11 protein-coding genes are annotated in these 12,224 nt (G+C 68.0%); 5 read left to right on the top strand and 6 right to left on the bottom strand.

Annotated features, from left to right (window positions below):
- Positions 1–69 precede the first annotated feature (69 nt).
- Positions 70–522, top strand: coding sequence for an Lrp/AsnC family transcriptional regulator (locus GU920_RS01955; protein WP_161765297.1), 453 nt, complete (start codon positions 70–72; stop codon positions 520–522).
- Positions 523–857: 335 nt separating this feature from the next.
- Here GU920_RS01955 and GU920_RS01960 read toward each other — a convergent pair whose 3' ends face one another.
- Positions 858–1,271, bottom strand: coding sequence for a VOC family protein (locus tag GU920_RS01960; RefSeq protein ID WP_161765298.1), 414 nt, complete (start codon positions 1,269–1,271; stop codon positions 858–860).
- 184 nt (positions 1,272–1,455) lie between these two features.
- Here GU920_RS01960 and GU920_RS01965 point away from each other — a divergent pair, with 184 nt between their 5' ends.
- Positions 1,456–2,748 (top strand): O-acetylhomoserine aminocarboxypropyltransferase/cysteine synthase family protein, encoded by a 1,293-nt coding sequence (locus GU920_RS01965; protein WP_161765299.1) that lies wholly within the window; start codon positions 1,456–1,458, stop codon positions 2,746–2,748.
- A gap of 68 nt (positions 2,749–2,816) precedes the next feature.
- Here the strand turns inward: GU920_RS01965 and GU920_RS01970 are convergent, their stop codons facing one another.
- Positions 2,817–3,515, bottom strand: coding sequence for an SIMPL domain-containing protein (locus tag GU920_RS01970; protein ID WP_161765300.1), 699 nt, complete (start codon positions 3,513–3,515; stop codon positions 2,817–2,819).
- A gap of 166 nt (positions 3,516–3,681) precedes the next feature.
- On the opposite strand from GU920_RS01970, the gene GU920_RS19675 reads away from it, so the two are divergent.
- The gene (locus GU920_RS19675) at positions 3,682–6,708 is read left to right on the top strand and encodes a translation initiation factor 2 (protein ID WP_161765301.1); all 3,027 of its coding nucleotides are present in this window, start codon (positions 3,682–3,684) and stop codon (positions 6,706–6,708) included.
- A gap of 64 nt (positions 6,709–6,772) precedes the next feature.
- On the top strand, positions 6,773–8,749 hold the full coding sequence (locus GU920_RS01980) for a cation:proton antiporter domain-containing protein (protein WP_161765302.1): 1,977 nt from the start codon (positions 6,773–6,775) through the stop codon (positions 8,747–8,749).
- On the opposite strand, the gene cobT is transcribed toward GU920_RS01980, so the two are convergent.
- The gene (gene cobT / locus GU920_RS01985; protein WP_161765303.1) at positions 8,746–9,762 is read right to left on the bottom strand and encodes a nicotinate-nucleotide--dimethylbenzimidazole phosphoribosyltransferase; all 1,017 of its coding nucleotides are present in this window, start codon (positions 9,760–9,762) and stop codon (positions 8,746–8,748) included. The two genes, GU920_RS01980 and cobT, sit on opposite strands and share 4 nt — an antisense overlap.
- Positions 9,763–9,842: 80 nt before the next feature.
- On the opposite strand from cobT, the gene cobS reads away from it, so the two are divergent.
- Positions 9,843–10,604, top strand: coding sequence for an adenosylcobinamide-GDP ribazoletransferase (cobS, locus tag GU920_RS01990; protein WP_161765304.1), 762 nt, complete (start codon positions 9,843–9,845; stop codon positions 10,602–10,604).
- Between the two features lie 82 nt (positions 10,605–10,686).
- On the opposite strand, the gene GU920_RS01995 is transcribed toward cobS, so the two are convergent.
- The 3 genes from GU920_RS01995 to GU920_RS02005 all read right to left on the bottom strand — a co-directional run bounded on the left by GU920_RS01995 (position 10,687) and on the right by GU920_RS02005 (position 12,223).
- Positions 10,687–11,196 (bottom strand): CarD family transcriptional regulator, encoded by a 510-nt coding sequence (locus tag GU920_RS01995; RefSeq protein ID WP_161765305.1) that lies wholly within the window; start codon positions 11,194–11,196, stop codon positions 10,687–10,689.
- A gap of 305 nt (positions 11,197–11,501) precedes the next feature.
- Entirely contained in the window at positions 11,502–11,840 is a 339-nt protein-coding gene (gene fdxA / locus GU920_RS02000; protein ID WP_161765306.1) for a ferredoxin FdxA, read from the bottom strand.
- A gap of 47 nt (positions 11,841–11,887) precedes the next feature.
- A complete protein-coding gene (locus GU920_RS02005; RefSeq protein WP_161765307.1) occupies positions 11,888–12,223 on the bottom strand; it encodes an RNA-binding S4 domain-containing protein in 336 nt (111 codons plus the stop codon).
- Position 12,224 lies beyond the last annotated feature (1 nt).

Raw genomic sequence — 12,224 nt, forward strand, 5'->3', positions numbered from 1 at the left:
CAATCCTTGGCACATCCACGACGCGCAGGGATTGCAAACACAGCAAACCATGCGCATATTTCGCAACAAATGGCGAAGATTGACGATATCAACGCGCGCATATTGCGCGAATTGCGCCGCGACGGACGGATCAGCAACCTGATCCTCGCCGAACGTGTCGGCCTGTCGCCCTCTGCCTGCCTCCGCCGCGTGCAAGAGATGGAACGCGCAGGCGTCATCAAGGGCTACCGCGCCGTGCTCGATCCCGTCCAGCTTGGCATCGGCTTCACCGCCTATGTCACCGTGGGCCTGAACACCCATACCAAGGCCAGCCAAGAGGCCTTCGAACGCGCCGTCGCCCGCGCGCCGCAGGTCACCGAATGTCACAACATCACCGGCACGGTGGAATATCTCCTGCGGGTCGAATGCGCCGACCTTGCCGCCTACAAGCACTGGCATACCGATGTGCTGGGCACGCTGCCGCAGGTGCAATCCATCACCACCTTCGTCGTGATGGGCAGCCCGAAGGATGACCGCGCCTGAGCGTAAGGTTTTCTTCATCAGGGCGGCGCACCCTGCTCTCACACCTTGGCCCGGATCCCCGAATACCGACCTTATCCCCCCCGCCCTCGGCCGGCGCTTGGGCGCCGTCCCAAGCCCGGCTCGGGCGGTGGGGTCGGGCGGTGAGGTCGGGCGGGGGCATCACCGAACCGCACCCATCAGGGCGCATCACTTCCGGGGGTTCAGGCCCATCCCTGCATCACCGCACAGAAATCACCCAAAAGGCGCAACAGTCTGCCGGATTTTGTATGAACACTCTGCTGCACAGGCGTCTGCACCATGGTCAGCATCCGGGACACCACCTCAACCCATTGAAATCAATGGGCGAACACGCCTTCCATCGTCGGAAACCCCTTCACCTCGATCGCATTGCCCGACGGATCGCGCAGGAACATCGTCCACTGCTCCCCCGGCTCGCCCACGAACCGCACCTGTGGCTCCAGCACGAAATCCACGCCCGCCGCCCGCACCCGCGCGGCCAGCCGCTGCCAGTCCGCCAAGGGCAGGACCAACCCGAAATGCGGCATGGGCACCATCTTGTCGCCCACCCGCCCGGTGGGCGCATTGGGCATGGGTTCGCCCAGATGCAGGCTCAGCTGATGGCCGAAAAAGTCGAAATCCACCCATGTGGGCGCCGACCTGCCCTCGGCGCAGCCCAGCACCCCGCCATAGAAGGCCCGCGCCGCCGCCAGATCGGTGACGTGAATCGCCAGATGGAACGGTGTCAGCATCGTCTTCCCCCCACTTGCCGCACCTCGCCAGACTATCTTTCCCCACACGCCCCGCAAGACGCTATCGCCCATCTCCCAAACCTTTGCAAAAGCGAAGAAATCCCCCTTTGCACGCAGCCCCCTTCACAGGCCCGGCGCCATCCCCTAGGCTTTCTGCACCGCAATTCCTTGGGAGGGGAACCCGATGTCCGACGACCGCACGCTTGCCTTCGAGACGCTCCAGATCCATGCAGGCACCGCCCCCGATCCCGCCACCGGCGCGCGGCAGGTGCCCATCTACCAGACCACCGCCTATGTCTTCCGCGACGCCGACCACGCTGCGAAACTCTTCAACCTGCAGGAGGTGGGCTATATCTATTCGCGCCTGACCAACCCCACCGTCTCGGCACTGGCGAACCGCGTCTGCGCGCTGGAAGGCGGGGCGGGGGCGATCTGCTGCTCGTCGGGCCATGCTGCCCAGATCATGGCGCTTTTCCCGCTTATGGGACCGGGGCGCAACATCATCGCCTCCACCCGGCTCTATGGCGGCACGATGACCCAGTTCAGCCAGACGATCAAACGCTTCGGCTGGTCCACGAAGTTCGTCGATTTCGACGATCTCGCCGCGATCGAGGCCGCGGTGGATGACGACACCCGCGCCATCTTCTGTGAATCCATCGCCAATCCGGGGGGTTACATCACCGACCTTGATGCCGTGGCGGGCGTCGCCGACAAGGTCGGTCTGCCCCTGATCGTGGATAACACCTCGGCCAGCCCCTATCTCTGCCGCCCCATCGAACATGGCGCGACGCTGGTCGTGCATTCCGCCACCAAATACCTTACCGGCAACGGCACCGTCACGGGGGGCATCGTGGTGGATTCGGGCAAGTTCGACTGGTCCAAGTCGGGCAAGTTCCCCTCGCTCTCGGAACCCGAACCCGCCTATCACGGGCTGGCCTTCCACCCGGCCCTCGGCCCGATGGCCTTTACCTTCCACTCCATCGCGGTGGGCCTGCGCGACCTCGGCATGACGATGAACCCGCAGGGCGCGCATTACACGCTGATGGGCATCGAAACCCTGTCGCTGCGCATGGACCGGCATGTGGAAAACGCCCGCAAGGTGGCCGAATGGCTGGAGAAAGACCCCCGCATCGACTATGTCACCTATGCCGGTCTGCCCTCCTCGCCCTATCACCACCGCATGGCGCGCATCTGCCCCAAAGGCGCGGGCGCGCTGTTCACCTTCGCGGTCAAGGGCGGCTATGACGCCTGCGTGAAGCTGATCGACAGCGTCAAGCTCTTCTCGCATGTGGCGAACCTGGGCGATACGCGCTCGCTCATCATCCACTCGGCCTCCACCACCCACCGGCAACTGACCGAGGAACAGCAGATCAAGGCCGGTGCCGCGCCCAATGTCGTGCGCGTCTCCATCGGGACCGAGAACGCCGATGACATCATCGCCGATCTCGATCAGGCGCTGGCAAAAGCGACCGCCTGACCGAAAAGGAAAAGGGGCGCGGCCCTCCGCGCCCCTTCTGCCCCTGAAATCGCAGGGAAAAGGCAAGCTTACTGCGCGATCTCCCATGTGATGGTGACCTGCGCCGTCACCCCGACCTCGCCGCCCGCCACCGGCACCGGGGCATCGGCCATCGCGGCCTCCATCCGGTACATGGGCATGGGCGGCGCATAGCCGCCGCTCTCGCTGATCGACACGATCCGCCCCAGCCCGACCCCCGCCGCACCGGTCAACAGCTCTGCCCGCGCCCGCGCCTCGGCAACCGCCGCCTTGCGTGCCTCGTCCATGGCAGGGTCCGGCTCGGCCAGCCCAAAGCTCACCCCGTTCAGCGTATTCGCCCCGTCTGCGATCGCGGCATCGAGGATGGGTCCCAGCTTGGCCATGTCGCGCACGCGGATCGACAGGGTGTTGGTCGCCACATAGCCCTGGATTTCGGGCATGGAACTGCCATCGCTGTTCGACCAGTTAGGGTTCAGGTTCAGGGTCGAGGTCTGGATGTCGCGATCCTCCACCCCCGCCGCCTTCACCCGCTCCAGCACCGCGGCCAGCGATGCGGAATTAGCCGCCATCGCCTCGGCCGCCGTCGCGCCCTGCGTGGTCACCCCAAGGCTGACCGTGGCAAGGTCCGGCGCCGCCGTCACCACGCCTTCGCCGGTCACGGTGATCGTGGCGGGGCTCACATGCTGATCGGCCATGACCGGGCTGGCCAGAACGGCGCCGGAAAGAAGAAGGGCGGAAAGGGTGCGCATGGGGATGCTCCTGTTATGCGATGGCCCCTTTTCCACCCGCCGCCCCCCCTGCCGCAAGTCAGATAAACGTGCAGTCTCCTTCCCTTCGGCAAAAAGCTGCTGTAGACCAGTGCGCAGCCGCCGCCTTGCATTCCCGCTGTCCCGGAAGCTGTGCTAGACCCGCCCCATGAAGCCGAACTTTGCCCTCAACTTCACCGATGACAGCATCACGCTGCTGCACCGCACCAAACGGGGCTGGGCAGAGGTCGGAAGCACCCCCTTCGATACCGATGACCTGCCCGCCGCACTGGCCGATTTGCGCAGCAAGGCCGAAGGGTTGGCCCCCGGCGGGATCACGACCAAGCTGGTCATCCCGAATTCGCAGATCAAGTATCTGACGCTGGCCGCCCCCGGCCCCGATGCCGCGGCCCGCAAGGCACAGATCGCCGTCGCGCTGGAAGGCCAGACGCCCTATGACGTGGCCGATCTCGTCTGGGATCACAGCGGCACGGGCGACAGCGTCACCGTGGCCGTTCTGGCACGCGAAACGCTTGACGAGGCGGAAGGTTTCGCCGTTTCGAACGGGTTCAATCCGTTGGCCTTCGTGGCCATCCCGCCCGATGGCGCGTTCGGGGCAGAGCCGTTCTTCGGGCAGACGAGTTTTGCAGAAACCGTGCTGAAGCCGGGCCAGAAGGTGGAGCGCGAGGCCGACCCGATCCGTCTGTCGGATGCCGCAGCCACCGCCTCTGCCGCGCCCTCGTCAGAGACGCCCGACACGACATCTGCCGCCACCTCCGACGCACCCTCTGCGCCGGAAACCGCCCCGGACCCCGCCCCCGCGCCACCGGCCGCGCCGGAAGCACCGCTTGACGTGCGGGCCGCGGCCGATCCCGCGCCTGACGCCGAACCCTCGGCGCTTCCCGGCGGCGTCGATGATCTGCCGGAACCCGCCCCCGTCGAAGTGCCGCCCCCCGGCCCCGAGGCCGCCGTTCCGCAGACCGAACCCGAACCGGCACCCGTCACCACACCCGTTTCGGCACCCGTCGCGCCCCCCACCGCCCCATCGCTTTCCGCCGACAGGGCCACCGATCCGACCGTGGACCCGGCGGCCATCGCCGCCACGCTGAGCGCGGGCGATCCGCCCGCCATGCCCTCCGTGCTCGCTGCCGCGATCCCTGACCCGGACGAGGCGCCGATGGCCGTGGATGTGGGCGACGATCTGCCCGGCGCGGGCGATGCGCCGCGCCGCATCGTCGATCCGGGCGTCGAGGATGATCTTCCGCCGATGCCGTCTGCTGCGGCGCTTGGCGCCTATGCCGGGCGTCCGCAGGGCGCACGGGCCGGAGCGAACGACCTGCCGCCCCGTCCGGCACCCATCGTGGCCGAAGCTGACCGCAGCCTCGCCCGCGGCGGCAAGGCGCCTGCCGAACGTCCGGCCGGGGCGCGCCCCGCACCCAAGTTCAGCTACGAGACACCCGGTGAAAAGCCGCCCTCCGCCGCCAGCAAGGCGCTGCGCGGGGTGACGGCGATGGTCACCGCGCCGTCGATCCCCGGCGGCCGTGGCAAGGCGAAGGTCACGGCGGGCATCGCCGCAGCCGCCACCGCCGCAGGCGCGGCGGCAGGGTCCGCCGCCACTGGCGCCGCGCAGGCCACAGCGCAGGCCGCCGCACAGGCCACATCGCCCGCCACCAAGCGGTCCAGCGGCCTCGGCACCCGCCCCATGCCCGTGCGCGGCAAGCCCCGCCACCTCGGCCTGATCCTGACCGGCATCCTGCTGATCATGCTCGCCCTCGCGGCGGGCCTGTCGTCCTATTATGTAAGCTGGAACTCTGACACTGAGGCGCAGCCCACACAGGCGGCCTCTGACGCCATCACCGCCCCCGACGGGATCACCGCATCCGACGTCGCCCCGGAAGACGAGATGCTGGCCGATCTGCAGGACCCGGCAGATTTCGCGCAGCCCGCGCCGGACGCCGGGGCGCCAGCGCCCGACGATACCGCCGCCGCCCCCCCGGCAGAGGCACCGGTCGCAGAGGCTGCACCACCGCCAGACGCCACCGCATCCGAACCCGCCACAGCCGCTGCACCGGAACCCGCACCCGCGACCGTCGTCGCGGGTGATCCCGCCCGTGCCGCCGCGCCTTCGGCAGATGCGCAGGACGAGATTTTCCTGTCCGCCGCCGACACGCCCCCCGCGCCGGTGGACGCGGCGGCCCTCGCCGCCCCGACAGCCGCGCCGGACACGCCGCCCGCCGCGCCGCAACCGCCCCCGCCCTTCGGCACCGTCTATCAGTTCGATGCGGACGGTCGCATCCTGCCCACGCCCGAAGGCATCGCCACGCCCGATGGCGTGATGCTGTTTGCAGGCAGCCCGGCCCTCGTGCCGCCCAGCCGCCCCGAAAGCGTGACCGAGGCCGCCCGCGCCGCCGCCGCAGCCGCCGCACCGGCAGCCGCTGCCGCACCGGCGGGCGATCCTGCCACCGCCACAGACACCGCCGCCACCACCACGGCCGAGCCTGAATTCATCATCCCCTCCGATCCTGCCCTCGCCGATGCGCGGCCCCTGCCGCGCCCGGCCGGACTGGCCCCTGCACCCGCGACCGAGGCCGTGGTGGACGATGGCGCCGCGCTGGCCCCGGCCGCCGACCCGCGCCTCGCGGGCCTGCGCCCGGCCGCACGGCCACAAAGCATCGTCGCTGCCGCTGCCGCAGCAGGCACAACCCCCGCCGCGAACCCCAATGGCAGCCTCGCGCTGGTCGCCCCCGAAGGCACCGTCACGCCCATCGGCCTTGCCATCTCGCGCCGCCCCGCCGAACGCCCGCGCGATTTGAGCCGCGCCGTGGAAGAGGCTGTCGCCGCCGCGATCCGCCTCCCCGACCCGGAACCGGCCCCGCCCGCCGCAGAAGAAGTCACCCCGGAAACCGAAGAAGAGCCCGAAATCGCCGAAACGGCGGCGCCGCGCATCCCGTCGTCGGCGAATGTCGCGACGCAGGCCACCCTGCGCAACGCGATCAACCTGCGCGACATGAACCTGATCGGCGTCTACGGCACCTCGTCCAACCGCTATGCGCTGGTGCGCAACCCCAATGGCCGCTACGTGCGGGTCGAGGTTGGGGATCGGCTTGACGGCGGGCGTGTGGCGGCCATCACGGCCTCTGAGGTGCGCTACGAAAAGCGGGGCCGGATGGTTGTCCTCGCGCTTCCCAACAGCTGATCGGTTGATCCGAAGCGGCCGCGCGCCCCATCACATGGCCTGAGCGGGCGGCAGAAGGGACGGCATGGAAGGGCTTCTGCTTCAGGGCAGCATCTATCTTGGCGCGGCGGTCCTTGTGGTGCCGCTGGCCATGCGGCTGGGCCTTGGTTCGGTCTTGGGCTACCTCGCGGCCGGGATCCTCGTCGGCCCTGTGTTCGGTCTGGCAGGGGCGGATACGGCGGATCTTCAGCATTTCGCGGAATTCGGCGTTGTCCTGATGCTGTTCCTGATCGGGCTGGAGCTGGAGCCGCGCACGCTTTGGGACATGCGCCACCGGCTGGTGGGGCTGGGCGGCGCGCAGGTGGTGCTGACCGCTGCCGCCATCGCGTGCCTATGCCTTTCGCTGGGCTTTGTCTGGCAGGTTGCGCTGACCCTTGGGCTGGTGTTGTCGCTGTCCTCCACCGCGATCGTCCTGCAGACGTTGAACGAGAAAAACCTGATGCGCACCGCAGGGGGGCGGGCGTCGTTTTCCGTCCTGCTGACGCAGGATCTTGCCGTCATCCCGATGCTGGCCTTCCTGCCGCTGCTCACCCTGCCCGGCCTTGCGGCCCCCACGGCGGCCACCTTCGGCATCACCAACGGCGCCGCAACAGGGGGCGATCACGCCACAGAGGGGGTGGCAGAGCCGCTCTTGACGCTGGTTGATCAGCTTCCGGGCTATGCCACCACGCTGCTGACGCTGGCCATCGTGGGCGGGATCGTTCTGGCGGGGCATTTCCTGTCGCGCCCGGTGTTCCGCTTTGTCCACGCCGCCCGCTTGCCCGAGATGTCCACCTTCATCTCGCTCCTGATCGTGCTGGGCATCGCCTTCCTGATGATGCTGGTCGGCCTGTCGCCCGCGCTTGGCACCTTCCTCGCGGGCGTCGTGCTGGCCAATTCCGAATTCCGCCACCAGATCGAGGCCGAGATCAAACCCTTCAAGGGGCTTCTCCTGGGCCTGTTCTTCATGACGGTGGGCATCGGGATCGACACCCGCGTGCTGTTCAGCCAGCCGGTGACGATCCTCTCCCTCACCCTTACACTGATCGCGGTGAAGGCGGCGATCCTCTATCTCATCGCCATTCCCTTCGGGTTGCGCGGGCATGATCGCTGGCTGTTCACCCTCGGTCTTGCGCAAGCGGGCGAATTCGGCTTCGTCCTGGTCAGCTTTGCCCGCCAGCAGGGCATCCTGTCGCTGAACGAAGGTCAGGTCGCGCTTCTGGTGGTCAGCCTGTCGATGCTGCTGACGCCTGCGCTGTTCATCGCCTATGAACGACTAGCCCGCCGCCTGCGCAGCCGCACCCCGGAACGCGCCCCCGACCTGATCGACGAGAAGGGCCGCGTGATCATCGCAGGGATCGGGCGCTTCGGGCAGGTGGTCAACCGTCTGGTCCGCATGTCGGGGCTGTCGACGGTGGTTCTGGATTCCGACATGGCCACGATCGAGACGATGCGCCGCTTCGGGGTGAAGGGGTTCTTCGGCGATCCGGCCAATCCCGCGCTGCTCGACAGCGCCGGTCTGGACGAGGCGGCGATCCTCGTCGTGGCCGTGGATGACCGCGAAAATGCCAACCGCATCGTCCGCTATGCCCGCCGCCGCAGGCCCGACATCCACATCGTGGCCCGCGCCCGCGACCGGGTGCATGTCTACGAACTCTATCAGGCCGGGGCCGATGACATCGTCCGCGAAACCTTTGACAGTTCGATCCGTGCCGGGCGCTACGTTTTGGAAAACATGGGTTTTTCGGAGTATGAGGCAGCCAAGCTGTCGCAGACCTATTACAAGGTGGACCGCGCCGCGATGCGGGATCTGGCCGGGCTCTGGGTGCCGGGCCAGCCGGTGCATCTGAACGATGCCTATGTGGAACGGGCCAAGCAGCTGGACCGCGATCTGGAATCCGCGCTGACGGATGAACTGCACGAAACCCGCCCGATGGCGGGCGAAGACGTGCCTGCCCCTTTCGTCGATGTGGCCGAAGAAGACGCCCTCGCCGATCCGCAGCCGCGCGGCGAGACGGCCTAGCCGCCCGACACACCCGCCTCGGCAAAGGTCGCCATGTCGGAATGGCAGGCCAGCGCCCCCTTCACCACACCCAGCGCCAGCGCCGCACCCGACCCCTCGCCCAACCGCAGGCCAAGGTTCAGCAGCGGTTCCTTGCCCAAGGCCGCCAGCAGCCGCCCATGCCCGCTTTCCGCGCTGACATGGCCCGCGATGCAATGGTCCAGCGCCCCGGGTACCGCACGTTCCAGCACAGCCGCCGCAGCCGTGCAGATGAAGCCGTCCAGCACCACCGGAATCCGCTCTGCCCGCGCGCGGGCGATGGCCCCGGCCATCGCGGCCAGTTCCCGCCCGCCAAGGCAGCGCAACACCTCAAGCGGATCGTCCAGCACTGCGGCATGCCGCGCCAGACCGCGCGCCACCGCGCTGGCCTTGCGCGCCAGCCCCGCCTCATCCACCCCGGTGCCACGCCCCACCCAGCCCGCCGGATCGCCCCCGAACAGGGCCGCCGCCAGCGCGGCGGCGGGCGTGGTATTGCCGATCCCCATCTCGCCCGTCACGAAAACATCCGCCGCAGGATCCACAGCCGCCCAACCGGTGGCCAGCGCGGCCACCACCTCGGCCTCGGTCATCGCGGGGGCCTTGGTGAAATCCTGTGTGGGCTGGTCAAGTTCGATCGCATGCACCGCCATGTCGGCCCCGAAGGTGCGGCTCAGCTGATTGATCGCGGCCCCGCCCGCCCGGAAATTCGCCACCATCTGCACCGTCACCTCTGCCGGAAAGGCGGAAACGCCTTGCGCCACGACACCGTGATTGCCCGCAAAGATCACCACCTGCGGTCGGTCACAGTGGGGGCGGTCGGTGCCCTGCCAGCCTGCGAACCAGATCGCCAGATCCTCCAGCCGCCCCAGCGCGCCGGGCGGTTTGGTCAACTGCCCGTTGCGGTCTGCCGCTGCGGCCTGTGCCGCCGCATCGGGCCCCGGAAGATCGGCAAGCAGGGCGCGGAAATCGGCAAGGCTGGCGAAGGGAGAAGTCATGCGAAGCTCTTTCTTGAAGGTGGCCCGCCAACTGGCTACCCAAGGTCGCAGGCGAAGACCAGCCGGGAAAGGACACAGCAATGACCAACCGCGACCCCGCCCTGCTGGTCCGCGACGACCTGATCGCCGCCTTCGGCCTCTTGTCGCGCCTGCCCTTGCCCACAAGCGCCGTGGCCCCTGATCCGCGCGCGGCCTGGGCCTGGCCTCTGGTCGGGGCGGTCACCGGGGCGTTGGCCGCGCTGGCGGCCAGCGTGGCGCTGGCGCTGTCGCTGCCCGCAGGGGTGGCGGCGGGGGTGGGGCTGATGACAGGGGCGCTGCTGACGGGCGGCCTGCATGAGGACGGGCTGGCCGACACGGCGGATGGCCTGTTCGGCGCAAGCACGCGCGAGCGGCGGCTGGCGATCATGAAGGACAGCCGCATCGGCAGTTACGGGACGCTGGCGCTTTTGCTGATCACCCTGATGCGCTGGTCGGCGGTCACCGCGCTGGTGATGATCGAACAGCACTGGGCGGGCCTGATCGCCGCAGGCGCGCTGTCCCGCGCGCCCATGGCCGTGCTGATCGCGGCCCTGCCCAATGCGCGCGGCACCGGCCTTTCGCATCTGACGGGCATCCCGCCGCGCGGCGCGGTGATGGCCGCGCTGGCAATCGGAGCGGTGGTGGCCTTCCTCTGCACGGGCCTGACGGTCCTGCCCATGGCACTGGCGGCGGCGGCGACCACGGGGCTGATCGCGCGGGCCGCGCAACGGCGGATCGGCGGGCAGACCGGCGATATCCTCGGCGCGGCACAGCAACTGGCCGAGGTGGCGGCCCTGTCCTTCGCGGCGGCGCATCTGGGCTAAGCGCGCCCTGCCCCGCCACAGGACCATGCGAAAAGGCCGCAGGGCTGCGCCCTGCGGCCTTTGCTTTACGGTCAGAACGGGCTCAGGCCGCGCGGCTGAGCAGCACGTCATCCACCTTCTTCTGCGCCCCGGCCTCATCCACGCCGGAAACAGCGGCGACTTCGCGGGTCAGACGCTCCAGCGCGGCTTCGTACAACTGACGCTCGGAATAGCTCTGCTCGCGCTGGTCATCGGTGCGGTAGAGATCGCGCACAACCTCGGCGATCGACAGCAGATCGCCCGAGTTGATCTTCTGTTCATATTCCTGCGCCCGGCGCGACCACATGGCCCGCTTCACCCGGGCCTTGCCCTTCAGCGTATCCAGCGCCTTGGTCACGATATCGGGCGACGACAGTTGCCGCATGCCGATTTCGGTCGCCTTGTGCGTGGGAACACGCAGGGTCATCTTGTCCTTTTCGAAGGAGATCACGAACAGCTCCAGATGGAGCCCCGCGATTTCCTGCTCTTCGATCGAGATGATCTTTCCCACGCCATGCGCGGGGTAGACGACGAATTCGTTGGGGCGGAATTCGGGCTTCTTGGTCTTGGTCATTCAGTCGCATCCTCGATGGGACTGCCTGCCTCATGCGACAAGTCAACCGCCCGGGTCCTGCATGGCCCCGGTCCAACCGGCTGTTTTGTCACAGAAAGACCCCGCTCAGGCGAGCAGCGCTGAGCCAGGCATCAGGCTTCCGTGGTGTATGTAACAGATTCTATACCACAGAATCGCCCTGATTCCAACTGTGGCAAAGGTCCAAGCATCGGCCAACCGCCCGATTCTTCGGAAAGTATTCAGCGGTATTCCGAATCGTCCATGCAGACATGCCAGAACGGAATGGCCGCCCTGCCCGATCGGGATCAGTTCCCTTCGCCCGCCGCTTCCGAGAAATACTTCTCCAGCTTGCCGGTTTCACCGTCCCGGGCCTCTGCCTCGGGCAGCGGGTCCTTGCGGACGGTGATGACGGGCCACATCTCGGAATACTTCCGGTTGAAGGCCACCCATTCCTCCATGTCCGGCTCGGTATCGGGCCGGATCGCATCGGCGGGACATTCCGGTTCGCAAACCCCGCAGTCGATGCACTCATCGGGGTGGATGACCAGCATGTTCTCGCCCTCGTAGAAGCAGTCCACGGGGCAGACTTCCACGCAATCGGTGTATTTGCAGGCGATGCAGTTGTCGGTCACCACATAGGTCATCGCGGTCTCCTGAATTCACGGCAGTCTGACTAGTGGGCTTTTCCGGATCATTCAAGCGGGTCCGGATCGCCAGCGCCCCCATCCAGATCGACATAGAGCATCTGCGCCTCAGGGGCAGGGCCACGGCGCAGGCCAAGTGCCGTGATCCGCACCAGACGGATGCGGTTTCCCTGCGGGAAGGTCAGCACATCCCCCGCCGCCACCCCGGCGCCGGGCTTGCGCGTGGGCTGGCCGTTGATGCGCAGATGGCCGCTTTCCGCAACCGCCGCGGCCAGAGAGCGCGTCTTGAAAAAGCGCGCCTGCCAAAGCCATTTGTCCAGCCGCAGCGTTTCCCGCTCCGGCCCCGTGCGGGCCCCAGGCTTCTGCGCGCCGGGGCCTGCCAAA

Source organism: Paragemmobacter ruber, from assembly GCF_009908315.1.
Classification (GTDB): Bacteria; Pseudomonadota; Alphaproteobacteria; order Rhodobacterales; family Rhodobacteraceae; genus Paragemmobacter; species Paragemmobacter ruber.

What these genes read in the sequence shown, in the direction of transcription:
- GU920_RS01955 (WP_161765297.1), top strand. Translation starts at nt 70, where the DNA reads ATGGCGAAGATTGACGATATCAACGCGCGCATATTGCGCGAATTGCGC.
- GU920_RS01960 (WP_161765298.1), bottom strand. Translation starts at nt 1,271, where the DNA reads ATGCTGACACCGTTCCATCTGGCGATTCACGTCACCGATCTGGCGGCG.
- GU920_RS01965 (WP_161765299.1), top strand. Translation starts at nt 1,456, where the DNA reads ATGTCCGACGACCGCACGCTTGCCTTCGAGACGCTCCAGATCCATGCA.
- GU920_RS01970 (WP_161765300.1), bottom strand. Translation starts at nt 3,515, where the DNA reads ATGCGCACCCTTTCCGCCCTTCTTCTTTCCGGCGCCGTTCTGGCCAGC.
- GU920_RS19675 (WP_161765301.1), top strand. Translation starts at nt 3,682, where the DNA reads ATGAAGCCGAACTTTGCCCTCAACTTCACCGATGACAGCATCACGCTG.
- GU920_RS01980 (WP_161765302.1), top strand. Translation starts at nt 6,773, where the DNA reads ATGGAAGGGCTTCTGCTTCAGGGCAGCATCTATCTTGGCGCGGCGGTC.
- cobT (WP_161765303.1), bottom strand. Translation starts at nt 9,762, where the DNA reads ATGACTTCTCCCTTCGCCAGCCTTGCCGATTTCCGCGCCCTGCTTGCC.
- cobS (WP_161765304.1), top strand. Translation starts at nt 9,843, where the DNA reads ATGACCAACCGCGACCCCGCCCTGCTGGTCCGCGACGACCTGATCGCC.
- GU920_RS01995 (WP_161765305.1), bottom strand. Translation starts at nt 11,196, where the DNA reads ATGACCAAGACCAAGAAGCCCGAATTCCGCCCCAACGAATTCGTCGTC.
- fdxA (WP_161765306.1), bottom strand. Translation starts at nt 11,840, where the DNA reads ATGACCTATGTGGTGACCGACAACTGCATCGCCTGCAAATACACCGAT.